Raw genomic sequence first — 25,266 nt, forward strand, 5'->3', positions numbered from 1 at the left:
ACCAGATGCCATTTGAAGGTTTAGGAGATAAGCTGCAGTCGGCTTTTAAGGATCTCCGCGGGAAGGGCAAGCTTTCCGAGAGTGATATCGACGCGGCGCTCCGCGAAGTCAGAAGGGCTCTTCTGGAAGCGGACGTCAATTTCAAGGTAGCGAAGGATTTCATTGCTCATGTGCGTGAAAAAGCGATGGGCGAGGAGGTCTTCGGCAGCCTGAAGCCAGACCAGACGGTTATCAAGATCGTCAGGGATGAGCTGACAGAGCTTCTGGGCGGGACGCAGAGCAAGATCACGCTCTCCTCTACTGGCATGACGGTGATCATGCTTGTCGGGCTCCAGGGCGCCGGCAAGACGACGACCGCCGGCAAGCTTGCGCTGATGTTCAAGAAGAAGGGACATCGTCCGATGATGGCAGCCTGCGACGTATATCGTCCGGCAGCTATCAAACAGCTCGAAGTCCTTGGTGAACAGACGGATGTGCCGGTTTACCGCATGCCTCCGAATGTGGATCCTGTCCACATCGCAAGGTACGCAGTCGATACGGCTAAGTCATACAACCGCGATATCGTCATTCTCGATACCGCAGGGCGCCTGACGATCGATGAAAAGCTGATGGCCGAGCTGAGAAATATCAAGGCTGAGGTCCATCCGCAGGAGATCCTTCTGGTGCTCGACTCCATGACTGGTCAGGACGCTGTCAATACGGCAAAGGCTTTCGATGAGAGCCTGGGCATTGACGGGACCATCCTGACGAAGATGGACGGCGATGCCAGAGGCGGCGCTGCTCTTTCCATCAAGAGTGTAACGGGAAAACCGATCAAGATGATCGGCGTATCCGAAAAGCTCGACGGCGGGCTGGAAGATTTCCATCCGGACCGTATGGCAGGACGTATCCTCGATCTGGGCGATCTCGAGACTTTGATCGAAACCGCACAGAGAAACATGGATCAGGATTCGCTGAAGGATGCAGCAGGAAAGATCAGGAAGGGTGAATTCACTCTTGATGATTTCCTGAAGCAGCTCAAGCAGATCAGAAAGCTCGGCTCTTTCCAGAGTATTCTGGGCATGATCCCGGGGATGGGCAAGTTCAAGGATCAGCTGAAGGATGTCGATCTTGACGGCAAGGAAGTCAAGCACATCGAAGCTATCATCCTTTCCATGACACCGGAGGAAAGAGCGAATGTCAAGATTCTGAACGGCAGCCGCAGAAAGCGTATCGCTGACGGCGCTGGCGTGAAGATCCAGGACGTCAACCGTATGATGAAGCAATTCCAGGAAATGCAGAAAACCATGAAGAAAATGAAGAATAAGAAGATAAATCCATCCAAGATGGGCGGCCTCGGTGGTCTCCCCGGGATGTTCCATAAATAATCGAGATCATTTCAAGGAGGTGAAATTATGTTAAAAATTCGTTTGACCCGTATGGGCGCTAAGAAGAATCCTTTCTACCGCATCATCGTCATCGACTCCAAGGAAGCTAGAAACGGCGCTCCGACCGATACCATCGGCTGGTACGATCCGGCTAAACTCGACGCTCCGGTTAAGATTGATGAAGAAAAGACTCTGTCCTGGCTTGGTAAAGGCGCTCAGCCGACCGACACTGTTCGTTCCATTCTGAGAAAGAACGGCATCCTCGCTAAGTTTGCTGAAGCAAAGAAATAAGGGGGACGCACCATGAAAGAATTAGTGGAAACACTCGTCAAGGCTCTCGTGAAGAACCCTGACGCCGTCTCTGTCACCGTAGTCGAAAAGGGCAGCCTGGAAATTTATCAGGTCCATGTTGCCCCGGAAGACATGGGCAAGGTCATCGGCAGAAAAGGACGCATTGCCAATGCGATCCGTACCGTTGTCAAGGCAGGTGCTTTGCGTGAAAACCGCAGAGTGGCTGTCGATATTATCTAAGAGGTGTCGCAATGGATGAAATGCAGATTCTTGTCCCTGTAGCCGTTAAGTCAAAGCTGACTGAACAGCTGAAGGCAACGCTCCTCGCTGAGATCGAACAGAATCTCAAGCGTGTAGACCACGATATGTCCCAGCTGGATTTCGAAGCTAATGGAAAACTGGCAGAACAGGCAAAGATCAACGTACAGGCCGTAGCACCCCTTCGTGCTCAGTACGAGGCTCAGAAGGTCCAGATGCAGCAGATGAAGGATAAATTCCTTGCTGATAAGGATCATCTCGAAAGACTCACCATCGGCGCAGAACTCAACCGTGCTCCGATGAACCGTCTGGTTACCATTCATATCGGTGACGACATGAATGAACTGCTCGGCGGTGAAATCCTGGTTGAAGACGGAAAGATCGTTGAATTCCGCAACTGATATGAAACCCGATGAACTGATAGTTGTCGGCCGAATCGTAGCCCCGCATGGTGTGCGGGGTGATTTGCGTATTCTTCCCGATACGGATCGGCCGGAAATCTTCAAGACGCTCAAGCGTCTCAAAATCGGCGGGAAGTTTTATAAGCTGCTTTCGGGACGTCCGCATAAGAATGTATACATTCTTCATGTGGAAGGTGTGGACGACAGGAATACGGCCGAAACGCTGATCGACAAGATCGTCGAAGTGCCGTTTTCCGAACTGCCGGAAAGACCAGAGGGCACGTACTACTATTTCCAGCTCGTAGGGCTTGAAGTAGTGGATGAAGCGGGCTCTTACGTCGGAAAGCTCAAGGAAATCCTCGAGACCGGGGCTAACAACGTCTATGGCGTTGAAACACCGGACGGCAAGGAAATCTATCTTCCGGCCATCCCTTCATGCATCCTTAAAGTCGATCTCGATGAAGGACGCATGACAGTGGCTATGCCGGAATGGGAATAAGCGGACTCCCCTTTTCTGGGGAAGACGCTGTCTTCCCGAAATAGAGGGCGAGAATGAAAATAGATATATTATCCTTATTTCCCGAGTTCGTTCAGGCGTTCTTCGACCAAAGTATCATCAAGAGAGCGCTGGATGCGGGACGTATGGAGATGGCGGTCACGAATCCCCGTGACTATACCATGTACCGCCACCGTCAGGTGGACGATACGATCTACGGAGGCGGGGCGGGCATGCTCATGATGTGCCAGCCCATTTTTGACGCAGTGCATCATGTGCTTCCTGAGAAAGGCCCCCGCGACCGGGTGATTTTCCTGTCACCTGCGGGAAAGACTTTCAATCAGGAAAAAGCCAAGGAACTGTACCGTGATTATGACCATCTGGTGCTCATCTGCGGGCACTATGAAGGCGTGGACCACAGGGTCGAGGAGTATCTGGCAGATGAACTGATTTCCATCGGAGATTACGTTCTGACCGGCGGAGAGCTGGGAGCCATGGTCATCAGCGACGCAGTGGCCCGCATGATACCGGGAGTCCTTGGAGATGCGGGAAGCGCAGCAACCGATTCGTTCTATGAACCGATTCTGGAATATCCGCAGTATACGAAACCGGCTGACTACAACGGCTGGAAGGTCCCTGAAGTGCTTCTTTCCGGGCATCACGCAAATATTGCGCGATGGAGGAGGAAAGAGGCGCTTCGCCGCACCCTCGAATGCCGTCCGGATCTTTTGAGCGGGCTCAAGATGACCGCAGAAGATAAGAAGCTGCTGGCGGAGATCAAACGAGAGAAGGAGGATCAGTGATGGCACCTGTATATATAGGACTGATACACTATCCGATTTATAACAAACATATGGAAGTAGTCACTACGGCTCTTACCAACTATGACCTTCATGATATTGCCAGAACGGACAAGACGTATGACGTGAAACGCTATTTCATCGTGCATCCGGTGGAAGCACAGCGTGAAATGGCAAACCGCATCATGAACCACTGGAAGACCGGCGGCGGTGTGAAGTACAATGTGAACAGGAAAGAAGCTTTCGAAGAGACGGAACTGGTTCCCACCCTCGAAGAAGCGATTTCCCGCATCGAAAGCGAGACAGGCAGGAAGCCTGCCATCGTCACCACCGATGCCCGTGTGTATCCGAATACGGTCTCCTACTGTGAAATGCGCAGGAAAATCCACGAAGAAGATACACCGATTTTCATCCTTTTCGGGACAGGCTTCGGCATGACCAAGGAAATGATGAAGCAGTTCGATTACATTGTGGAACCAATTTACGGGGCAGGCACGTACAATCATCTGTGCGTACGCAGCGCCGTAGCCATCATCCTCGACCGCCTTCTGGGCGAACCCTGGTGGAATAAAAAGGAGGAATAATTTTATGTCCGGACATTCTAAGTGGGAAAACATTAAGCGCAAGAAAGGCAAAACAGACGCCATCCGCGCAAGAATCACCACTAAAATTTCCAAGGAAATTACAATCGCAGCCCGCATGGGCGGCGGTGATCCAGTCGGCAACATGCGTCTGAAACTGGCTTTGACAAAAGCTAAGCAGAACAATGTACCGAAGGAAAACATTCAGCGTGCTATCGATAAGGGCGTTGGCGCAGCCAGCGGCGCAGGCTTCGATGAAGTAACCTATGAAGGTTACGGACCCGGAGGCGCTGCTGTCATCGTCGAATGCAACACCGATAACCGCAACCGCGCTGCAGCTGACATCCGTCACGCATTTACCCATCATGGCGGTTCCGTAGGAACCCCGGGCTGCGTATCCTGGATGTTCAAGAAGAAAGGCACCATCGTTGTCAGCAAAGAAGCTGCTGATGAAGACACCGTCATGATGGTAGCTCTTGATGCAGGCGCTGAAGACGTAGCAGTCAACGAAGACTCTTACGAAATCACAACCGCTCCGGAAGACTTCCTGACCGTATCCGATGCTCTTGAAAAAGAAGGCATTGCGGCAGAAGCATCCGAAGTCGCTATGGTTCCGGACAACTACGTCAAGCTGGAAGGCGATGCAGCCCAGACAATGGCCCGTCTCACCGGCGAACTGGAAGAACTCGATGATGTACAGGAAGTGTACACCAACGCAGAACTTCCGGAAGACATGGAATAATCCGCAAAGAAAGAACCGTGAAAATGATCCGTCATTTTCACGGTCTTTTTTTATGCGCAGATTCCCTAAAGGAGCTGGCTGTCCGGCAAAAGTCTTGCAGCAGAAGCCGTTCCAGATCTTCCTCCATTTATTTCGGAAATTTTCAAAATATCTTTGATGTAACCATTGACGTTACAACAAAATGATGGTATATTAAATGTAACAAAGATAGTTACATCAAATATTTAAAACATTTAAGGAGGAACTTAAAATGAAATTAGCAGTTGTTGCAGCAAATGGTAAAAGCGGTCGCCTTATTGTGAAGGAAGCCGTCGCACGCGGGCTTGACGTTACCGCAGTCGTACGCGGAGAGAACAAGACAGAAGCTCCGCATACTTTGAAGAAGGATATCATGGATCTCACAAAAGAAGATCTGGCAGGTTTTGATGTCGTCATCGATGCTTTCGGTATCTGGGATCCAAATAAGATGGATCAGCACAGCGCAACGCTCGGCCATCTTTCCAATATCCTTTCTGGCAGCGAGACAAGACTTCTGGTCGTCGGCGGGGCAGGCAGCCTCTATGTCGATAAGGATCACAAGACCATGATTTCCGATCTTCCGGATTTCCCAAAAGCGTATCTTCCAACTGCAGTCGGCATGAAGAATTCACTCAATGCTTTGAGAAAACGTGACGATGTCAGATGGACATATGTCAGCCCGGCTGCTGAATTCATCGCTGATGGAGAAAGAACAGGAGAATACATCCTTGCCGGCGAGGAATTCACCACCAACGAAAAGGGCGAGAGCAAGATTTCCTACGCAGACTATGCGCTCGCCATGGTCGATGAAGCTGTCAGCGGCAGCCACATCCATCAGAGAATCAGCGTACTTGGCAAGTAAGACAATAAAATAAGGAAATAAGGATGGCTGGACAAGGCCATCTTTATTTTTCAGAATGAGTATCTAAAAATATAAATGCATTTCGATGGATATAAAAATATTCTAAGGCAGAATCGTTGACTCGGAAATAGGGTGGTGCTATGATAAATGTAACAAGAGATGTTACAGCATCAGAAGGGAAGGCTCCTGCTTCGTCTCTCTGGCACCTTTTCTATTCCCGGCAGGTTTCCAGCATTTAGAATCATTTCTTATGTATTCATTGATCAAGAAAAGGAGAACATCATGAAAATTACAATTTTTGGCAAAGGCAGCATGGGCAAGGCAATCGGAGACAATTTCGATGCATGCGGCAATGAAGTAGAGTATGCAGGCCGCGAGTTTATCGGCGAACTGGGCGATATCATCGTCCTTGCTGTTCCGTACACGGCAGTGGACGGGATTCTCAGAAAATGGGGTCCGAAGATGAAGGATAAGGTCCTCATCGACATCACCAATCCGGTTGATTTTGAAACAATGGATCATATGCTCGTTCCGGACGGCACTTCTGCTGCTGAACTGATCCAGGGGAAAGCGCCGGGTGCATTTGTCGTCAAAGCATTCAACACGAATTTCGCTAATACACTGGCTACTGGCAAGGTAGGTTTCCATGAACAGACTGTCGTTCTCATGGCTTCCGATTTCCTGAATGCCAAGGATAAGGTCGCAGAGGCTTTGACTGGCTGCCGTCTGAAACTGATGGACGCCGGCAAGCTTCGCCGCGCAAGAGAACTGGAAGCCATGGGCTTCCTGCAGATTTCCCTGGCTTCTGCCGGGAAGCTGCCATGGACCAGAGGCTTTGCCATCATCGACTGATCAGGGGATTGATATCATCCGCGGGACAGTGTACACTAGCAGGACATGGAGGAGGTACTGAACATGCAAATATCCAGCCGCTTCACCATTGCTGTCCATATGCTGTGCTATATCGCACTGTTTCAGGATAAGGAGAAAGTGACCAGCGACATCATGGCAGGAAGCATCAATGCGAATCCGGTCGTGGTGAGAAGGCTGCTTTCGCAGCTCAAACAGCGCGGGATGGTCACAGTCAACCGCGGCAGCGGCGGCGCTTTTCTGGCAATGAAGCCGGAAGACATTGATTTCCTTCAGATTTACAGGACAGTGGAGACTGTGAAAAAGGAAGGCATCTTCCATTTCCACGAAAACCCGAATCCCAACTGCCCGGTCGGGCGGGGGATCCATCAGGCGCTCGACTCGAAACTGATGCGTATCCAGGAAGCTATGGCACGCGAAATGAAGTCGATCACGCTTGCTGATGTACTGAAGGATTTTCCAATCGAAAAATAAAAGAAAAGAGGCTGTTCATGCAATCGCATGGGCAGCTCTTTTTTTGCGTGCAGCACACAAATTTCCAATTATTTTCGCATTTAATCAAGAAGATTGTCATTTTCTTTACAAAAACGGGTTGTTAAATAACAAAAACTCATTTATAAAGCAGAGTTTATACTTTTTTAGAAAGTATATATAAGAATCACGAATTATGTTGTATACTATTCTTGTGGCAGATACGTTATATGACGGATTTATGAAATAAGCATACACATAAAACCGCTGACTGCCCGAATTCAGGAAACTGTAATAGAGTGGGAGGAGATTCAATATGTTTCGTTTTACATTACCGAGAGATATCTATGTAGGCCATGGCGCTATTGAACAGCTGTCCGTTTTAGAAGGACACAAGAAAGCTTTCATCTGCACCGGTGGTCATTCCATGCGCCGTGGTGGTTTCCTGCAGAAGACTGAGGAAGCACTGCACAAGGCTGGCATTGAAACATATACCATGGAAGGTATCGATCCGGATCCGTCCATTGAAAAAGTAAGAGAAGGCGCCAAGGCCATGGAAGAATTCGGCCCGGACGTTATCATCGCTATCGGCGGTGGTTCCCCGATCGACGCTGCTAAAGCTATGTGGGTTTTCTATGAATACCCGGAATTGACATTCGAAGAAGTACAGAAACCATTCTCCCTGCCAACTCTCCGTCAGAAAGCTATTTTCGTTGCTATTCCGTCCACATCCGGCACCGCTTCTGAAGTTACTTCCTTCTCCGTTATCACGGACTATTCCACCGGCATCAAATATCCGCTGGCTGACTTCAACCTGACACCAGATCTCGCTATCCTCGATCTGGACCTGCCGCAGACAATGCCGAAGAAGCTCTGTGCTCATACCGGCATGGACGCTTTGACACATGCAACTGAAGCATATGTATCCAAATTTGCCAATGGCTTCACCGATCCGCTTGCTAAGCAGGCTGTTTCCGACATTTTCGACAGCATCATTGATTCTTACAATGAAGACACTGATGCACGCGACAAGATGCACATCGCACAGTGCATGGCTGGTATGGCTTTCTCCAACGGCCTCCTCGGCATCACGCACTCCCTGGCACACAAGATCGGCGCCGTATTCCATATTCCGCATGGCTGCGCAAACGCAATCCTGATGCCGTATGTCATCCAGTTCAACAAGAAGGCATGCCTTGCCCGTTATGCTGACCTTGCACGCGTAGCAGGACTTCCGGGACGCACAGACGCTCAGCTCGTTCAGTCCTATGAAGAAGCTATCCGCTGCCTGAACCGCAAGATGAACATTCCGCTGAACATCCATGACTATGGTGTTCCGGAAGAACTGTATCTGGAAAAGAAAGAAGCCATCGCTCACAACACAGTTCTCGATGCATGCACACCAGAAAACCCGAGAGAAGTCGACGACGCTCTCATGGGCCGCATCCTCGAATGTGCTTACTATGGCAAACCGGTCAACTTCTAATCCCATTTGATGGAATAATGAACATAAAAAGACGCAGCTTCGGCCGCGTCTTTTTTATTGCCTGCGATGTTTAAGTATGAAAAAATCCCTGCTGAAAGACAGGGATTCTGGTGCGAGCGAAGGGACTCGAACCCTTATGCACAGGGCGCAGGATCCTAAATCCTGTGCGTCTACCAATTCCGCCACGCTCGCATGATGTGCTTTCTATTATAAATCAGGAGTGGGAATAAGGTCAATAGGACAGGCTTTTCAGAAGGATTTCTGCATAAGCAGTAGAAAAGAATACGAATTTTTTCTATCGAAATTGATTTATATAGAATGAGATTATGGTATAATAGGAACAGGAAGTTTTTAGGAAAGGGTTTAAGGAACGGAGGCTTTTAAGATGAAAAAATACGTTTGTAAAGTTTGCGGCTGGATTTATGATGAAGCTTTAGGTGATCCGGACAATGGAATCGCTCCGGGAACAAAATTCGAAGACCTGCCGGCTGACTTCGTCTGCCCGCTGTGCGGTGTAGGCAAGGATGAATTCGAAGAAATCGAATAATTCTGGCAACAGAGAGCGGCGTCCTTACGGGCGCTGCTTTTTAATTATTTTGATTGTCAATGATTGTTATTTTATTTCATAAAATTACTTGACAATAATTGTTAATGGCGCTATTATAATAACGTAAACAAAAGAGAGGCCGTCAAGGCCGTGATGACCTCACTCATTGTTGCCGTTCTTTCTCAACAAGTCAACACCTCGGAAAAGCCTCCTGCCAGGAGGTTTTTTCAATTCCTGAAAACAGAAGATACAATCAAAAAAGAGGCTGCAGCAAAATGACTTTTCATTCTGCTGTGGCCTCTTTTACGTTCAAGTCCGCCTCCTCTGCATGGCAGGGGAGGTATCAGGATTCCGCTGGGAAGGGGAATTCATAGATTATTATCATCTTATTTTTGCGATTTGTCAATCTCAAGAAGGAGCTGCGTCCTGCTGTGGACGTAGAATTTCTTGTACAGCTCTGTCAGATGTTTCTTGATTGTGACCTCGGCGACAGTGAGTTCATCGGCGATTTCCCTGTTTGTCCAGCCATCCCTGACACGGCTGATAATCAATTGTTCTCTTGGAGTCAGCGTTGTATCCTCCAGTGCTTTTTCTGAGATCGGAGTGATTGCCATTTTCTTTGCCTGCTGCAGGAATTGGGCGTAGACAGGATCAGCAGCGAGCGGGAGAAGCAGGGGCTTCAGCATATTGTAATGTTCGATGAAGGGCATGATGAAGTAGTCCTGCAGAGATTCATGCAGAGCAGATTTCAGGAGCGCTGATGCTTCCTGTGTTTTACCGAAGTACTGAAGTGCACCGATGCGCGCAATGGCATCGTAGCAGCGGCTCATTTGCGAGGCATTCGCTGACGGATAGGGATCCCTCGTCTCTGTCGTATGGAGAATCAGATTATACTTCTTGAGGCTCAGATTCAGCCTGTGACGGACGGACTGGCGCATCGTCCGCAGGGCACTGTACTCAGGGAGTTCATTGATGGTGTCGATCAGGCGCTCCTGCTTGGGAGAAGGTTCTTCCAGAAGAGATGACATATGGACTGCAACCATGTCGAGAGACGTTTTCGTCAGGTCATCAGTGATGGCAGATTTGAGTTTCTTGTACAGCTTCTTCCAGTCCTTGAATTCGTAAGCTGTTTTCCGGATGAGAGCGATGCGCGGGTAAAGGAACAGAGCTATAATGGCGCGCTGCTGCCGATCGATGGTATTCCAGGGAGATTTCAGGAAATGAAGAAGGATTTCGTCAGCTGTATCAATATTTCCCTGCATATAGTTCAGTTCGGCTTCAGCGGAAGAGTGCCAGAGACGTCCGTTGAAGTCTTTGATAATGGCACCGCAGATATCATAGATGCTCTGGAGGGTATGGACATTTTCCAAAAGCGTGCCGCTTCTTCTGTAATAAAGCCCAAGCTGTCCTACGACGCCCCTGAAAATGCCCTGGAAGTAGTCGCGGGGCAGCTTCACCTCATTTTCCTTGCAGAAGGAAAGAAGTTTCTGAAGATCTGCTTCTACCGTAGCTGAGTCAGGCAGCGAGTCAAGCGCTTCCAGAAAGAGGAAACGGGCATTTTCTTCCGATGACGGTTCCCAGTCTGCCGGGAGATTGATCATCAGGATGTCTCTTTCTTCCCGGGCATCCTGCGGCGAAGCAATTAGGTTGATGGCCAGAAGGATGAGTGCGCAGGCGTTGAAATTCCTTGCTCTTTCAACAGGTGTTGCATCGCGAAGGATCTGCCGGAGTTCCTGCGGAGAACGTTTGTAGAGGATAGCAAGTCCGCCTTCTGAAATGATGCGGAGCGCCGTGGGATAGGATTTTCCCTTGAGTGCCAATGTCAGTGCATAGTCGTAACTTTTTTCATGCAGTTCCCATCTTGCTGCCCGCATGTATGCGTTCTTCTGCCAGCGCCAGGATTCTGCCTTGAATTTCCCCTGCAGGTACTCGCGGAAGACGGGATGGAAAGCATATGTTCCTTTGGAGTGTTCATAAGCCATGAACGGATTTCTTGCCCAGTGGACAAGAAGGCGTTTCATCGTTTTGGCATTCTGGCAGATGAATTCAGCCTGTGTTTTGGAGAATCTGGGAAAAAGAGAAAGAATCATGCAGACTTCCTGCTCCTTCTTTGAGAGAGAAAGGGAAGTCTGCTCAATCAGGTGGTAAAGGGTATCCTTATCCTTGGAGGAGAAAAGGGAAATGTCAGGTGTACGCAGCTTCCTGAAATTCCTGATGCCTTTGCTGATGGCAAAAAGTTCATTGTCCTTGACAGCTTCATAGGCGATAGAATGATTCAGGTAAGCGATTTCCCATTTTTCTTCAGAATTTTTGCGGAAGACAAAAGCGCAGCGCTGATAAGCCTGCAGGTACATTTTGTAGGACGGGTCTGTTTCCTCAAGAGCACAAATCTGTACAAGCCAGAGGTTTTCATTGAGGGGGTAAATCAATTCCCTTTCTTCGCTCATGTGGCAGGGAATCAGCTGGTCTTTTCCCTGACGGAAAATGCGGGCAACGGTGTCCCGGCCGACCGCATTCATTTCCCGTCCGGCGCCTAGCCAGACGACATCGGGTGCAAGATGGTCTATGAGCGGTTCTATATCCATGTCCTCGATATAGGCATGAAGGATATGCCTGCCGAGGATTAGAACTTCTTCAGAGGTGTCCATGAGTCCTCCTTTTTGATATAGGTCTGGTGATTTATCAAGAGCAATCGTGCTCTATTCCAAAAGTGTATACTAAAGTATACTACTTTAATACTTTTTCTCTTTATATAATATAAATGGAAAACTAGGCTTTGTCCACAAACTATATGTTTTGTATGACTAAAAAGTTCTAGTACTTATCAAAAAATCAATTGGAGGAGTGATTTTTTACGATAAGTCAAGCGGGGGACGGAGGATGCGGCAATAAAAAAAGGATGATCTCTGGAAGAGGATCATCTTTTTTATTGCATTATTCATTATTGTATGAACCGCGGGAAAAACTGCAGGAAAAAACCGCCCTGGCCTGGGCGGTTTCAATGTTTCAATTATTTTGCGGCAGCTGCATCATCAATAACAGCGGTGCAGTGCGGGCAGCGGGTAGCATCGTCAGCAATAGCTTCGCGGCAGAACGGGCACTTGCGGGCTTCCTTGGCCGGAGCTTTCGGGAAGAAGTGGTTCATCTGCTTGATGATGAGGAAAATAACAAATGCAACAATCAGGAAATCGATGACGGAATTAATGAATTCGCCATAAGCGATGACCGGAACGCCAAGTTCCTTTGCTTCTGCCACGGTGGAAACCGGGATCGAGCTCAGCGGGATGAAGAGATTGGAGAAATCAATCCCTCCCAGAAGATAGCCGATTGGCGGCATAATCACGTTTGTCACCAAGGACGAAACGATTTTCCCGAAAGCGGCACCAATAACAACGCCGACAGCCATATCGACTACATTGCCGCGGAGTGCGAACTCCTTAAATTCTTTGAGCATACCCATGAGGGAAACATCTCCTTTCACTCTTCTAGAGCGTATTGATATTGTTAAATTTATTGTAGCATACTTTTTTACAATATAGTAATAGAAAAATTGAAAAAATTCGAACAAGTTTTTAGTTATTTTTATGAAGTACAATAAAAAACGCATAAGTTGACAAATTTTCAACAACAAAGTTATTATTTATTAGAAAACAATGTGAATGAGAGAGAAGGGCAAAGGATAAATCGGGATGAAATGTCCTGTAAAACGGCCTTAAAAGGATGAAATAATTTATTGTAGGTTATGAATAACGCTATTCATAAATAAATCCCCATAAAAACGCATCAATTCATATTTAACACTAAATATTTTTTTCATATATATTATTTATTAAAATAGAAATTAATACCAATTTACCACAGGCTATTGAATTTAGCGTTTTGAGTGGGTAAAATGTGAACATAAGCCGTGCACAAGAGGAGTGAAAGATCAACCGGTGCACAGCAGGCCGTCCGGAGGAATGGACGGCTCTGCCTTTTGTTGATCACGAGGGAGGACTCTATGAAACATATACGTAAAGTATTGGTAGCAAACAGAGGCGAAATCGCCATTCGAGCGTTCCGAGCCTGCAGTGAACTTGGCATCCGCACGGTAGCCATTTATTCCAAGGAAGATATTCTGTCTCTGCACAGAAACCGCGCTGATGAAGCATACCTGGTAGGCGCTGGCGACAAGCCGGTCGATGCTTACCTGGATATTGAAGATATCATCCGCATCTGCAAGGAACACAATGTAGACGCTGTCCATCCGGGCTACGGTTTCCTTGCTGAAAATGCGAAACTGGCTCAGCGCTGCGAAGAAGAAGGCATTACATTCATCGGACCGCACGTAGAACACCTCATCATGTTCGGCGACAAGGTCAATGCCCGCATCCAGGCTGAAAAAGCAGGCATCCCGATGATTCCGGGCACTAAGGGCGCTGTCCATGATTTCTCTGAAGTCAAGGAATTTGCTGAGAAGTACGGCCTGCCTGTCATGATCAAGGCTGTCAATGGCGGCGGCGGACGCGGCATGCGTAATGTCGACAGGATGGAAGATCTGGAAGAAGCGTACAACCGCGCTCGTTCCGAAGCAAAGATGGCATTCGGCGATGATGAAGTTTATGTAGAAAAATGCATCATGAACCCGAAGCACATCGAAGTCCAGATTCTTGGCGATGAACACGGTCATGTCGTTCATCTCTTTGAAAGAGACTGCTCCATCCAGCGCCGTCATCAGAAGGTCATTGAAATGGCTCCTGCATGGTCTCTCCCGCAGAGCCTGCGTGACAAGATCAATGAAGCGGCTGTCAAACTGATGAAGAATGTCAATTATGTCAATGCAGGCACCGTTGAATTCCTCGTCGACCAGGATGAAAAGCATTTCTACTTCATCGAAGTCAACCCGCGTGTACAGGTAGAACATACTGTCACTGAAATGATTACGGACGTCGATATCGTAAAGACACAGATCCTGATTGCAGAAGGCTATTCTCTGGAAGGCCCGGAAATCGGCATCGGCAAGCAGAGCGAAATTTGGTTCAAGGGCGTTGCCATCCAGTGCCGTATCACGACCGAAGATCCGCAGAACAACTTCATGCCGGACACAGGCAAGATCATTGCATACCGTTCCGGCGGCGGCCCGGGCATCCGTCTCGATGCCGGCACTGCATATACAGGCGCAGTCATTACGCCGTATTATGATTCCCTCCTCGTAAAAGTCACCGCGCATTCCCTCCATGCAAAGGACACGATTCACAAGATGCTCCGCTGCCTGGATGAATTCCGCATTTCAGGCGTCAAGACAAATATTTACTTCCTGCAGAATATGCTCCGTACCCGCGATTTCCAGGAAGGCCTCTGCGATGTCAACTACATCGACAGAAACCCATGGCTGCTGCAGGAACCGGATACCGTTTCCGACAGAGGCACAAGACTTCTGACCTATATCGGCGATATCACTGTCAATGGCTATGCAGGCGCAGGCCATCAGGACAAACCGTACTTCGCTCCTGTTCCGGTACTCGATGCTTCTCATGAAACCGCACCGAAGGGTACCCGCCAGCTCCTTGATGAGCTGGGACCGGAAAAATTCGCTAAATGGGTCATGGACCGCAAGGAAGTCATGTTCATGGATACCACCTACAGAGATGCGCACCAGTCTCTGCTCGCTACCCGCGTAAGAACGCATGATATCATGAACGCCATCCATTACACCGCAGTCCACGTACCGCAGCTCTTCTCCTTCGAAAACTGGGGCGGCGCTACATTCGATGTAGCTTACCGTTTCCTCGATGAAAGCCCATGGGACAGACTGCGCCAGATGAGAGAGGCAGCTCCGAACATTCTCTTCCAGATGCTGACCCGCGGCGCCAACACGGTCGGATATACGAACTATCCGGAAAATGTTGTCCGTCACTTCATTGATCAGGCTGCTGATGCAGGCGTCGACGTATTCCGCGTATTCGACTGTCTGAACCAGCTGAACCACATGACAGTCACCATTGACGAAGTCAGGAAAAAAGGCAAACTTGCAGAAGCATGCTTCTGCTACACCGGCGATATCATGGATCCGAATCGTCAGAAGTACTCCCTGAAGTACTATACGGATCTCGCCAAGGAAATGGAAAAAGCCGGCGCAAACATCATTGCTATCAAGGATATGGCAGGCCTCCTCAAACCGGAAGCTTCCTATGCCCTGATTTCCGCACTGAAAGATGCCGTAGACCTTCCGATCCACCTCCACAGCCATGAAGGCGGAGGATGCACGCTCTATTCCTATGCAAAGGCTGTCGATGCCGGCGTAGATATCGTTGACGTCGCAACAGGTGCCCTTTCCGGCGGTACAAGCCAGCCGTCCATGACATCCATGTACTATGCGCTGCAGGATAACCCGCGTCAGCCGCATCTGGATATCGATGCACTCGAAACCATCGACCGTTACTGGCAGGGAGTACGCCCGTACTATGCAGGCGTCGATTCCAAGATGTGCAGCCCGAACACCACACTCTACCAGCATGAAATGCCTGGCGGACAGTTCAGCAACCTGCGCCAGCAGGCAACTGCTGTAGGCCTTGGCGAACGCTGGCCGGAAGTCTGCCGCATGTATGCGAAGGTCAATATGCTCTTCGGCGATATCATCAAAGTTACACCGTCTTCCAAAGTTGTCGGCGATATGACACTCTTCATGGTTCAGAACAACCTGACCGAAGAAGATATCTATGAAAAGGGAGTAACGCTCGATTTCCCGCAGTCCGTTGTTGACTTCTTCGACGGCAAGCTTGGCATTCCGTACGGCGGATTCCCGGAAAAACTCCAGAATATCATCCTCCGCGGAGCCAAGCCGCACCTCGAAAGCCATCCGGCTGATGTAGACTTCGAAAAAGTCAAATTCGAAATGAAGGAAAAACGCCTCCCGACCAGGGAAGAAGACGTATCCTCCTACTGCATCTACCCGAAAGTATTCTCCGACTATATGGAACGATACCATAAGTACGGCGACCTCTCCATCCTCGACACACCGACATTCTTCTTCGGCATGAAACCGGGCGAAGAAATCCGCGTCAACGTCGAAGAAGGCAAGATGCTGCTCCTTCGTCTGAACAACATTACAAAACCGGACGCTGAAGGCAACCGCGAGCTCCAGTTCGAACTGAACGGCATGCCGCGTGAGATCAAAATTCACGACAAGCACGTAGCAGAAGCAAGCGCTTCCTCCCAGAAAGCCGATAAGGACGTACCGGGCGAAGTAGGCGCAACCCTCTCCGGCTCTGTCGTCAAACTCCTCGTTGAAAAAGGCGCCTCCGTCAAGAAAGGCGACCCGATCGTTGTCACCGAAGCCATGAAGATGGAAACCACCATCACCGCTCCGATCGACGGCATTATCAGCGAAATCCATGTCAAAGCAGGCCAGAGAATCGAATCCGGTGATCTGCTCATGGTTATTGAATAAGAATAAGTAAAATAAAAAGGCTGCGAGATGCTATGAAATATCTCGCAGCCTTTTGCTATCTCTACAAGGATACAAGAATAAAGGAAGTCATATGAGAATATAAAGGCAGCGGACCGTGAAGAATAGAAATGAAAAGAAAGGTGTGAAGACAGAAGTGGAAACCTGGATCTGCATTGCAGATATCTTTTACCATTTATAATGGCTAAAAGGGAAGTCAGGAGCACTTTCGAAATGGGGGATGCGTTTTTATACCTCCTCCATCATTTTTCTTTGGAAATGCTGGTTCAAAGTCGATCTGGTATCTTGCGTTTTGATAGTTTGAATGCTAAAATGAGCTAGAACGTTTCAAATTGAATTTGTCAAGAGAAAATTAAGCATAAAGATAAATTCAATAGCAAGAAAAAACATTTTTATAAAAGAAAATAATTTAAGCTCATTATTCAAGTTTTCTTGATACTATTTAAGAACCGAAAGGTTGCAATTTTATGTCTTTTGTAGTAAAATTTACCTTTGCAACGGTTCTTATTTGTATATAGTAAATAGTCAAGAGTCTTATAGGAGTAGTCAAGAGTCTTATAGGAGAATAGCAAGGTACATGAATTTCTGTGGCCCTTGCTTATTTTTTCCGAATAAGCGCGAATTGAGTGTTTGAAATGAAAGGGTGAGGCGAGGAATGCCCAAAAGCAAGATGTTCAGACCTGTGCAGGTTGGCAAGAAGAAGAGATACACCTATGCCAGATCGCAGGAAGTCCTGAAGATGCCACATTTGCTCGATCTGCAGACAAAGTCCTATGAATGGTTCTGCAGAGAGGGTCTCAAAGATGTATTTGCAGATATTTCCCCGATTGAGGATAGTGCACACAAGTGGGCACTTCATTTCGGCGATTATTATTTCGGTCAGGGCAAATACAATATTGAGCAGTGCAAGGCGAAAGATGTGAACTATTCTGCACCTCTGTACGTCAAGGTCCGTCTGGAAAACAAAGAAACCGGCGAATTGAAGGAACATGATCTGTTCATGGGGGATTTCCCAGTCATGACGGATACGGGCACGTTTATCATCAACGGCGCGGAACGTGTTATCGTCTCCCAGCTCGTCCGTTCCCCGGGCGTCTACTACAAGAAGGAAAGAGATGCCTTTGATAAGGAAATCTATTCCGCACAGCTGATCCCGAACCGCGGTGCCTGGATTGAACTGGAATCGGATCCGTCTGGTTCTCTTTCCGTTCGTATCGACCGCAACCGCAAGATGCCGGTTACTGTGCTGATCCGTGTTCTCGGATACTCCACCAATGAAGAAATCCTTGAACTGTTCGATCACGACATCCACATCGAAAAGACGCTGGAAAAAGACAGCACAACGGACAGAAAGTCCGCTCTGATTGAAATTTACCACAAGCTGCGCCCGGGCGAACCGGCAACAGAAGAAAGCAGCGCTACCCTGCTGCACAATTTCTTCTTCGACCCGCGCCGCTATGATCTGGCTAAGGTTGGCCGTTACAAGCTGAATAAGAAGCTGTCCTGGAGAAACCGTCTCCTCGGCCACAAGACCGAAGGCCCGATCGTCAACATGGAAACCGGCGAAGTCGTCATTGAAGCAAACAGCCTCATTGATGATGAAGCTATCGCAAAGATTGAAGAAAGCGGAGTATTCAACGGCAACGGCCAGGTTGAAATCATGACCCAGAAGGATGACGGAACACCGGTCAAGGTGATCTGCTCTTCCGGCAACCGTGAAGATAACTTCCGTACACTGGAAAACTGCGACATCATCGCATGCATTGATTACCTGCTGAACATGATGCAGGGCTATGGCAAGAGCGATGATATCGACCATCTCGGCAACCGCCGCGTACGCTGCGTAGGCGAACTGCTGCAGAACCAGTTCCGCATCGGCCTGACCCGTATGGAAAGAGTCGTTCGTGAAAGAATGACCACCCAGGATCAGGACAAGATGACCCCGCAGGCTCTTGTCAACATCCGTCCTGTTGTTGCAGCTATCAAGGAATTCTTCGGAAGTTCCCAGCTGTCCCAGTTCATGGACCAGACAAACCCGCTGGCTGAATTAACACATAAACGCCGTCTGTCCGCATTGGGACCTGGCGGTCTGTCCCGTGAACGCGCAGGGTTCGAAGTCCGCGACGTTCATTATTCCCACTATGGACGCATGTGCCCGGTAGAAACGCCTGAAGGCCCGAACATCGGTCTGATTTCCTCGCTGTCCAACTACGGGATCATCAATAAATACGGCCTGATCGAAACGCCGTACCGTCAGATCGTTGACGGAAAGGTTACGGATGAATGCAAGTACGTAACTGCTGATATCGAAGAAGACAAGATCATCGCGCAGGCCAGTGAACCGCTGGATGCTGAAGGTCATTTCATTCATAAGAACGTAGCCAGCCGCCGCGGCGCTGACGTGCTCGAAGCTGAACCAGACGAAGTCGACCTGATGGACGTATCCCCGAAACAGGTCGTTTCCATCGGTACATCCCTGATTCCATTCCTCGAACACGACGATACGAACCGCGCACTGATGGGTGCTAACATGCAGCGTCAGGCAGTTCCGCTGCTCCGTCCGGAAGCTCCGCTCGTCGGAACCGGTATGGAATGGGTAGCCGGCCAGGACTCCGGTGTCTGCATTCTCGCCAAGAGAGGCGGCACTGTTGAAAGAGTCACCGGTCGTCAGATCATCGTCCGCGCTGACAATGGCGAGCTCGATACCTACGATCTCATTAAATTCATGCGTTCCAACCAGTCCACCTGCATCAACCAGCGTCCGGTAGTATTCAAGGGCGACCGTGTTGAAGTTGGTTCCACACTGGCTGACGGCATGGCAACAGACGGCGGCGAACTGGCCCTCGGCCACAACGTGCTCGTTGCGTTCGTATCCTGGGAAGGGTACAACCACGAAGACGCCGTTCTGATCTCTGAACGTCTTTGCAAGGACGATCTCTACACCTCCATCCATATTGAAGAATACGAATGCGATGCAAGAGATACTAAGCTGGGCGAAGAAGAAATTACCCGCCAGCTGTCTTCTGTTTCTGAAGACGCTGTCAAGTACCTCGACGAAAACGGCATCATCATGATCGGTGCTGACGTTCGTCCTGGCGATATCCTGGTCGGCAAGGTTACCCCGAAGGGCGAAACCGAACTGACACCTGAAGAAAGACTCCTCCGCGCTATTTTCGGCGACAAGGAAAGAGAAGTCCGTGATACATCCCTGCGTGTTCCGCATGGTGAATTCGGCAAGGTTGTCGATGTCAAAGTCTTCACCCGTGAAAACGGCGATGAACTGGCTCCTGGCGTCAACAAACTCGTCCGCGTATACATCGCTCAGAAACGTAAGATCCGTGAAGGCGACAAGATGGCCGGCCGTCACGGCAACAAGTGCGTATGCTCCAGAATTCTTCCAGTCGAAGATATGCCGTTCACACCAGACGGTCGTCCTGTCGACCTGGTTCTGAACCCGCTGGGCGTACCATCCCGAATGAACATCGGACAGATTCTGGAAATCCACCTGTCCTGGGCCTGCCACATGCTCGGCGAAGAAATTCACGAAGCACTGAAGGATCCGGCTCAGTACAAGATCATGGAACAGCGTCTGCGCGACTGCGGATATGATTTCGATCAGTACGGCATGCCTGAACCGACCGAATCCGGTATCCATATCGCAACCCCGGTATTCGACGGCTGCCGCGATGAAGACCTCGCAGCAACACTGAAAGCAGCTGGCCTGCCGGCTAATGCAAAGACTGATCTTTATGACGGCCGCACCGGTGAAAAACTGGACAACCAGGTCACCATCGGCTGGAAATACATGCTGAAGCTCCATCACCTCGTTGATGACAAGATTCATGCTCGTTCCACTGGTCCATACTCCCTCGTTACCCAGCAGCCACTGGGCGGCAAAGCTCAGTTCGGCGGCCAGCGTTTCGGCGAAATGGAAGTCTGGGCACTTGAAGCTTACGGCGCAGCTTACACACTGCAGGAAATCCTGACCGTCAAGTCCGATGATGTCATCGGCCGTGTCAAGGCATATGAAAAGATCGTCAAGGGCGAAAACATCCCGAGCCCGGGCGTTCCAGAATCCTTCAAGGTTCTCATGAAAGAACTTCAGTCCATCGGCCTGGATGTCCGCATCCTGAACGAAAATGGCGACGAAGTCGTTCTGAAGGAACTCGACGAAGAAGATATGGAACAGGGTTACGGCGGCGGAGAACGCTGGCACAGAGATGAAGTCAAGGAAGCTATGGAAGGCGACACTGCTGTCACCGAATCCAGAAATGCCATGGAATCTTCCATGACAGGCGCTCCGGCTGAAGCTCTCCATGATGATGTAGCATCCTTCAACGATGCCCTTGAAGCTGAAGTCACAGCTCCCGCTTATGAAGAAGCAGGATTTAATGAAGAAGAACTCAATGGCGATTCCGGTCACGACGTTGACCGTGACGAATAAGTCCGGAAAGGAGCGGTACACAATTGTTAGATGTAAACGAATTTGATTCCATGAAAATCGGCATCGCTTCTCCGGAAAAGATCCTCGAATGGTCCCACGGCGAAGTAACGAAACCGGAAACGATTAACTACAGAACCCTGAAGGCTGAAACCGATGGTCTCTTCTGCGAGAAAATTTTCGGACCGACAAAGGATTGGGAATGCAAATGCGGCAAATATAAGAAGATGCGTTATAAAGGCACCATCTGCGACAAGTGCGGTGTCGAAGTAACGAGCTCCAAGGTTCGCCGTGAAAGAATGGGCCACATTGCCCTGGCATGCCCCGTTTCTCATATCTGGTATTTCAAGGGTACCCCGTCCCGTATCGGACTGATCCTTGAAATCGCTCCGCGTCAGCTGGAAAGAGTTCTCTATTTCGCAGCTTACATCGTCCTGGATCCGGGAGATACCAACCTCTCCAAGAAACAGGTCCTGAACGAAACTGAATACCAGACTGCCGTTGCTACTTACGGCAAAGGCTCCTTCAAGGCTCAGATGGGCGCTGAAGCTATCCAGTACCTGCTGAAGGAACTGGATCTGCCGGCTCTCGAAAAAGCCCTGAAGAAGGAAATCGAAGAAGGCAGCGGCCAGCGCAAGGTAAAATGCATCCGCCGTCTGGAAGAAGTCGAAGCATTCCTTCATTCCGGCAACAAGCCTGAATGGATGATCCTGACCGTTCTTCCGGTCATTCCTCCGGATCTGCGCCCGATGGTTCAGCTCGATGGCGGCCGTTTTGCTACCTCCGACCTGAATGATCTCTACCGCAGAGTCATCAACAGAAACAACCGTCTGAAGAGACTTCTGGAACTCGGTGCTCCGGAAATTATCATCAGAAACGAAAAACGTATGCTGCAGGAAGCAGTCAATGCGCTGATCGATAACGGCCGCCGCGGCAGAGCCGTATCCGGCCCGGGAAACAGACCTCTGAAATCCCTCTCCGACATGCTGAAGGGCAAACAGGGCCGTTTCCGTCAGAACCTGCTTGGTAAACGTGTCGACTATTCCGGCCGTTCCGTTATCGTCGTAGGTCCTGAACTGAAAATGTATCAGTGCGGTCTGCCGAAGGAAATGGCAATCGAACTCTTCAAGCCGTTCATCATGCATGAACTGATCAAGAGGGGCATCGTCATCAACCTGAAAGCTGCCCGCAAGAAAGTCGACAAGCTCGCTCCTGAAGTATGGGATGTCCTTGGCGACGTTATCAAGGAACACCCGGTTCTCCTGAACCGTGCTCCTACACTTCACAGACTCGGTATCCAGGCATTTGAACCGATCCTCTGGGAAGGCCGTGCAATCAAACTGCATCCGCTCGTATGCCCGGGCTACAACGCCGACTTCGACGGCGACCAGATGGCATGCCATTTGCCGCTGTCCGTAGAAGCGCAGGCCGAAGCAAGAACGCTGATGCTTTCGATCAATAACATCCTTTCGACAAAAGACGGCAAGCCGGTCGCTATTCCTTCTCAGGATATGATCCTCGGATCCTACTACCTGACCATCGTGGAGACAGCAGCTGACAATAAAGTCGACTTCACGCCGGAAGAAAAAGCTGCTCATCCGGATGCTTCCTTCGATCCTGCCAAGGAATGGAAGAAGGCTGAAGATGAGATGGATACCTCCCATCTGCATGCTTACACTGGTTATGACGAAGTCATGCTGGCTTATGCACTGCATGAAATCCGTATCCATGATTTCATCAAAGTTCATATCCCGAAGGAAGACCGTCCGGACGGATTCAACGATGATGATTCCGATCTTGTCATTTCCACTCCGGGCCGCCTGATTTTCAACTATGCGATCCCGAGAGAACTTCGTTATTTCTACAAGCGTCATGAAAAGAGAGTCGACGAAAACGGCAATGTCACCGAAGTTGTCAACAACGGCCTCGGCGTCACCATCGGCAAGAAGCAGATGGGCAAGCTCGTCAACGACTGCTTCAAGAAGCTCGGCTTCAAGGCAACCGGCGATCTGCTTGACTTTGTCAAGTCCCTCGGTTTCCATTACGCTCTCGTATCCGGTATTTCCATTGGCATCTACGACGTAGCCGTTCCGCCTGAAAAGGATGGAATCCTCGAAGACGGCGATGAAAAGGTAGAACAGATCAAGAGATACTTCAGACGCGGCCTCATGACCGACGACGAAAGATACAGAAGAGTCGTCGAAATCTGGAGTGCAAAGACCGACGAAGTCGGCGCTGCTATGAAGAGCTCCATGAGAAAGTTCAACCCGCTGACCATGATGGCACAGTCTGGTGCCCGTGGTAACGACAACCAGATCAGACAGCTGGCCGGCATGCGCGGCCTGATCGCCGATACATCCGGTAAGACCGTCGAACTGCCAGTTAAGGCAAACTTCCGTGAAGGTCTGACCGTACTGGATTACTTCACATCTTCCCACGGCGCCCGCAAGGGTCTGGCCGATACCGCACTGCGTACAGCAGACTCCGGTTACTTGACCCGCCGTCTCGTCGATGTCTCCCAGGACGTCATCGTCCGTGAAGAAGACTGCGACGTACAGGTACTGAACTTCGACCGTGAAGAAGGCATTCTTGCATCCCGTCCGGATGTAAAGAACACCATTCTCGGCCTGAAACCGACACTCCTCGGATCCGTACTCGATGAAGACATCATCGGCCGCAGAAGCGGTGAAATTCTCCTCGTCAAGGGCAAGACCCTCGATGCTGACGATGTCACCCTCCTGAACCGCCATCTGGTGGAATCCGTCACTGTCGTTATTCCAAGCGCTGATGCTGAACCGGAAACGAAGACATTCGACCTCGGTACCGCTGAAGCTGTCAAGGAATATGATCACGCTATGCGTCATCACCTGACCGTTCATTTCGCAGGCAAGGCTCTTGAAGAAGACGCTCTTGACCGCAGCGGAAATGTTGTTCTTACTGCAGGCACCGTCATTGATGCTGATGCTGCTGAAAAGATTCTGGCCGCTGACGTTCCGGTCATCCGTGTACGCATGGATGAATGCGAAGGCGTCGAAGTCACGAAGATCGAAGAAAACAACCGCCTGATCGAATCTCTGGCAGACCGCATCTCCGGACGCTGCCCGCTGGAAGATGTCGTGAACCCGCAGACTGGCGAAATCATCGCTAAGAAGAATGTGGAAATCACCGACGAACAGGCTTCTGAAATTGAAAAGTACTATGACAGACTGAAGATCCGCTCTATACTGACCTGCCACTCTGCACACGGCGTCTGCGCTAAGTGCTACGGCAGAAACCTGGCAACAGGCCGTCACGTAGAAATCGGCGAAGCTGTCGGCATCATTGCCGCTCAGTCCATCGGCGAACCAGGTACACAGCTGACCATGCGTACATTCCATACCGGCGGCGTTGCTTCCGCAGAAGATATTACACAGGGTCTTCCACGTGTCGAAGAATTGTTCGAAGCACGTAAGCCGAAGGGCAATGCGATCATCTCCAAGATCAGCGGTACTGTATCCATTACAAGTGCTGAAGATAACCCGAACGTCAAGATTATCACGATCTCCAACGATGAACAGTCCGAAAGCGAAAAGATCCCGGTTGCCAAGAAGATCATTGTCCAGGACGGACAGCACATCGAAGCTGGCACACGTCTTTTCGAAGGCAACATCAACCCGCACGATATCCTCGAAGTACTGGGTGTCCAGGCTACACAGGATTACATCGTCAACGAAGTCCAGAAGGTTTACCGCAGCCAGGGCGTTGAAATCAACGATAAGCACATCGAAGTCATCGCTCACCAGATGCTCCGCAAGATCAAGATCATTGAACCGGGCGATTCTGGCTGGCTCCCGGGCGAAGTCGTCGACATTGTCGCATACCGCGGCATGAACGGACGTCTGGAAGATGAAGGAAAGAAACCGTCCCAGGGCATCAACCTGCTCCTCGGCACGACAAAGGCAGCTCTTGCTACCGACTCCTTCCTCTCCGCCGCATCCTTCCAGGAAACGACCCGCGTTCTTACCGAAGCCGCTATCAAGGGCAAGGAAGATCCGCTCCTCGGCCTGAAGGAAAACGTCATCATCGGCAAGCTGATTCCTGCTGGTACAGGCATGTCCCGTTACCGCAAGCTGAAAGTCGTTCACAATGCTGAACCTCCGGCTCCTGTAGAAAAAGCTGAATAATAATGACTCAAATACCGCAGCTTAA

At 49.8% G+C, this 25,266-nt stretch carries 18 protein-coding genes and 1 tRNA gene; 16 read left to right on the plus strand and 3 right to left on the minus strand.

From position 1 onward, the window contains the following. The first annotated feature begins 5 nt into the window (after nt 1-5). The 12 genes from ffh (at nt 6) to OIM03_04085 (ending at nt 8,643) form a co-directional block, all read left to right on the plus strand. Complete coding sequence (ffh, locus tag OIM03_04030; protein ID HJI73448.1) at nt 6-1,367, plus strand: signal recognition particle protein; 1,362 nt, start codon at nt 6-8, stop codon at nt 1,365-1,367. A 24-nt stretch (nt 1,368-1,391) separates the two neighbouring features. Then, nucleotides 1,392-1,658 (plus strand): 30S ribosomal protein S16, encoded by a 267-nt coding sequence (gene rpsP / locus OIM03_04035; GenBank protein ID HJI73449.1) that lies wholly within the window; start codon nt 1,392-1,394, stop codon nt 1,656-1,658. Between the two features lie 12 nt (nt 1,659-1,670). Next, nucleotides 1,671-1,898, plus strand: a complete 228-nt coding sequence (locus tag OIM03_04040) for a KH domain-containing protein (protein HJI73450.1) — start codon at nt 1,671-1,673, stop codon at nt 1,896-1,898. Between the two features lie 11 nt (nt 1,899-1,909). Next, the gene (locus OIM03_04045; protein HJI73451.1) at nt 1,910-2,317 is read left to right on the plus strand and encodes a YlqD family protein; all 408 of its coding nucleotides are present in this window, start codon (nt 1,910-1,912) and stop codon (nt 2,315-2,317) included. 1 nt (nt 2,318) lies between these two features. Continuing rightward, nucleotides 2,319-2,816 (plus strand): ribosome maturation factor RimM, encoded by a 498-nt coding sequence (rimM, locus tag OIM03_04050; protein ID HJI73452.1) that lies wholly within the window; start codon nt 2,319-2,321, stop codon nt 2,814-2,816. A gap of 53 nt (nt 2,817-2,869) precedes the next feature. Further along, complete coding sequence (gene trmD / locus OIM03_04055) at nt 2,870-3,616, plus strand: tRNA (guanosine(37)-N1)-methyltransferase TrmD (GenBank protein ID HJI73453.1); 747 nt, start codon at nt 2,870-2,872, stop codon at nt 3,614-3,616. Beyond that, a complete protein-coding gene (locus tag OIM03_04060; protein ID HJI73454.1) occupies nt 3,616-4,197 on the plus strand; it encodes an RNA methyltransferase in 582 nt (193 codons plus the stop codon). Before trmD ends, OIM03_04060 begins: the two co-directional genes overlap by 1 nt. A 4-nt stretch (nt 4,198-4,201) precedes the next feature. Next, nucleotides 4,202-4,936 carry a YebC/PmpR family DNA-binding transcriptional regulator gene (locus OIM03_04065; GenBank protein ID HJI73455.1) on the plus strand — a complete coding sequence of 245 codons (735 nt, stop codon included), beginning with the start codon at nt 4,202-4,204 and terminating at the stop codon, nt 4,934-4,936. Between the two features lie 250 nt (nt 4,937-5,186). Then, the gene (locus OIM03_04070; protein HJI73456.1) at nt 5,187-5,816 is read left to right on the plus strand and encodes an NAD(P)-dependent oxidoreductase; all 630 of its coding nucleotides are present in this window, start codon (nt 5,187-5,189) and stop codon (nt 5,814-5,816) included. A gap of 282 nt (nt 5,817-6,098) precedes the next feature. After that, a complete protein-coding gene (locus OIM03_04075; GenBank protein ID HJI73457.1) occupies nt 6,099-6,668 on the plus strand; it encodes an NADPH-dependent F420 reductase in 570 nt (189 codons plus the stop codon). Nucleotides 6,669-6,731: 63 nt separating this feature from the next. Next, nucleotides 6,732-7,160 carry an Rrf2 family transcriptional regulator gene (locus OIM03_04080; protein HJI73458.1) on the plus strand — a complete coding sequence of 143 codons (429 nt, stop codon included), beginning with the start codon at nt 6,732-6,734 and terminating at the stop codon, nt 7,158-7,160. A 313-nt stretch (nt 7,161-7,473) separates the two neighbouring features. Continuing rightward, nucleotides 7,474-8,643 carry an iron-containing alcohol dehydrogenase gene (locus tag OIM03_04085; GenBank protein HJI73459.1) on the plus strand — a complete coding sequence of 390 codons (1,170 nt, stop codon included), beginning with the start codon at nt 7,474-7,476 and terminating at the stop codon, nt 8,641-8,643. Between the two features lie 108 nt (nt 8,644-8,751). Here OIM03_04085 and OIM03_04090 read toward each other — a convergent pair. After that, nucleotides 8,752-8,835, minus strand: a tRNA-Leu gene (locus OIM03_04090). Between the two features lie 193 nt (nt 8,836-9,028). On the opposite strand from OIM03_04090, the gene OIM03_04095 reads away from it, so the two are divergent. Then, nucleotides 9,029-9,190: a rubredoxin gene (locus tag OIM03_04095; GenBank protein ID HJI73460.1), complete on the plus strand. Its 162-nt coding sequence runs from the start codon at nt 9,029-9,031 to the stop codon at nt 9,188-9,190. Nucleotides 9,191-9,576: 386 nt separating this feature from the next. Here OIM03_04095 and OIM03_04100 read toward each other — a convergent pair whose 3' ends face one another. Both OIM03_04100 and mscL read right to left on the minus strand, forming a co-directional pair. Further along, nucleotides 9,577-11,838 (minus strand): LuxR C-terminal-related transcriptional regulator, encoded by a 2,262-nt coding sequence (locus tag OIM03_04100; protein ID HJI73461.1) that lies wholly within the window; start codon nt 11,836-11,838, stop codon nt 9,577-9,579. A gap of 362 nt (nt 11,839-12,200) precedes the next feature. Beyond that, complete coding sequence (gene mscL, locus OIM03_04105; GenBank protein ID HJI73462.1) at nt 12,201-12,650, minus strand: large conductance mechanosensitive channel protein MscL; 450 nt, start codon at nt 12,648-12,650, stop codon at nt 12,201-12,203. A gap of 540 nt (nt 12,651-13,190) precedes the next feature. Between mscL and OIM03_04110 the strand changes: the two genes are divergently transcribed. The 3 genes from OIM03_04110 (at nt 13,191) to rpoC (ending at nt 25,241) form a co-directional block, all read left to right on the plus strand. Continuing rightward, complete coding sequence (locus OIM03_04110; protein ID HJI73463.1) at nt 13,191-16,619, plus strand: pyruvate carboxylase; 3,429 nt, start codon at nt 13,191-13,193, stop codon at nt 16,617-16,619. Nucleotides 16,620-17,292: 673 nt separating this feature from the next. After that, nucleotides 17,293-21,081 carry a DNA-directed RNA polymerase subunit beta gene (gene rpoB, locus OIM03_04115; GenBank protein ID HJI73464.1) on the plus strand — a complete coding sequence of 1,263 codons (3,789 nt, stop codon included), beginning with the start codon at nt 17,293-17,295 and terminating at the stop codon, nt 21,079-21,081. Between the two features lie 23 nt (nt 21,082-21,104). Then, a complete protein-coding gene (rpoC, locus tag OIM03_04120; GenBank protein HJI73465.1) occupies nt 21,105-25,241 on the plus strand; it encodes a DNA-directed RNA polymerase subunit beta' in 4,137 nt (1,378 codons plus the stop codon). The last annotated feature ends 25 nt before the right edge of the window (nt 25,242-25,266 follow it).

This window comes from Veillonellaceae bacterium, assembly GCA_025992895.1.
Classification (GTDB): Bacteria; Bacillota; Negativicutes; order Veillonellales; family Dialisteraceae; genus Dialister.

Excerpts from the sequence above, each read along its gene's own strand:
- rimM (HJI73452.1), top strand. The coding sequence starts at position 2,319 with ATGAAACCCGATGAACTGATAGTTGTCGGCCGAATCGTAGCCCCGCAT.
- mscL (HJI73462.1), bottom strand. The coding sequence starts at position 12,650 with ATGGGTATGCTCAAAGAATTTAAGGAGTTCGCACTCCGCGGCAATGTA.
- OIM03_04110 (HJI73463.1), top strand. The coding sequence starts at position 13,191 with ATGAAACATATACGTAAAGTATTGGTAGCAAACAGAGGCGAAATCGCC.
- OIM03_04065 (HJI73455.1), top strand. The coding sequence starts at position 4,202 with ATGTCCGGACATTCTAAGTGGGAAAACATTAAGCGCAAGAAAGGCAAA.
- OIM03_04070 (HJI73456.1), top strand. The coding sequence starts at position 5,187 with ATGAAATTAGCAGTTGTTGCAGCAAATGGTAAAAGCGGTCGCCTTATT.
- OIM03_04080 (HJI73458.1), top strand. The coding sequence starts at position 6,732 with ATGCAAATATCCAGCCGCTTCACCATTGCTGTCCATATGCTGTGCTAT.
- ffh (HJI73448.1), top strand. The coding sequence starts at position 6 with ATGCCATTTGAAGGTTTAGGAGATAAGCTGCAGTCGGCTTTTAAGGAT.
- OIM03_04075 (HJI73457.1), top strand. The coding sequence starts at position 6,099 with ATGAAAATTACAATTTTTGGCAAAGGCAGCATGGGCAAGGCAATCGGA.
- OIM03_04100 (HJI73461.1), bottom strand. The coding sequence starts at position 11,838 with ATGGACACCTCTGAAGAAGTTCTAATCCTCGGCAGGCATATCCTTCAT.
- rpoB (HJI73464.1), top strand. The coding sequence starts at position 17,293 with ATGCCCAAAAGCAAGATGTTCAGACCTGTGCAGGTTGGCAAGAAGAAG.
- OIM03_04060 (HJI73454.1), top strand. The coding sequence starts at position 3,616 with ATGGCACCTGTATATATAGGACTGATACACTATCCGATTTATAACAAA.
- OIM03_04040 (HJI73450.1), top strand. The coding sequence starts at position 1,671 with ATGAAAGAATTAGTGGAAACACTCGTCAAGGCTCTCGTGAAGAACCCT.
- OIM03_04095 (HJI73460.1), top strand. The coding sequence starts at position 9,029 with ATGAAAAAATACGTTTGTAAAGTTTGCGGCTGGATTTATGATGAAGCT.
- OIM03_04085 (HJI73459.1), top strand. The coding sequence starts at position 7,474 with ATGTTTCGTTTTACATTACCGAGAGATATCTATGTAGGCCATGGCGCT.
- trmD (HJI73453.1), top strand. The coding sequence starts at position 2,870 with ATGAAAATAGATATATTATCCTTATTTCCCGAGTTCGTTCAGGCGTTC.
- OIM03_04045 (HJI73451.1), top strand. The coding sequence starts at position 1,910 with ATGGATGAAATGCAGATTCTTGTCCCTGTAGCCGTTAAGTCAAAGCTG.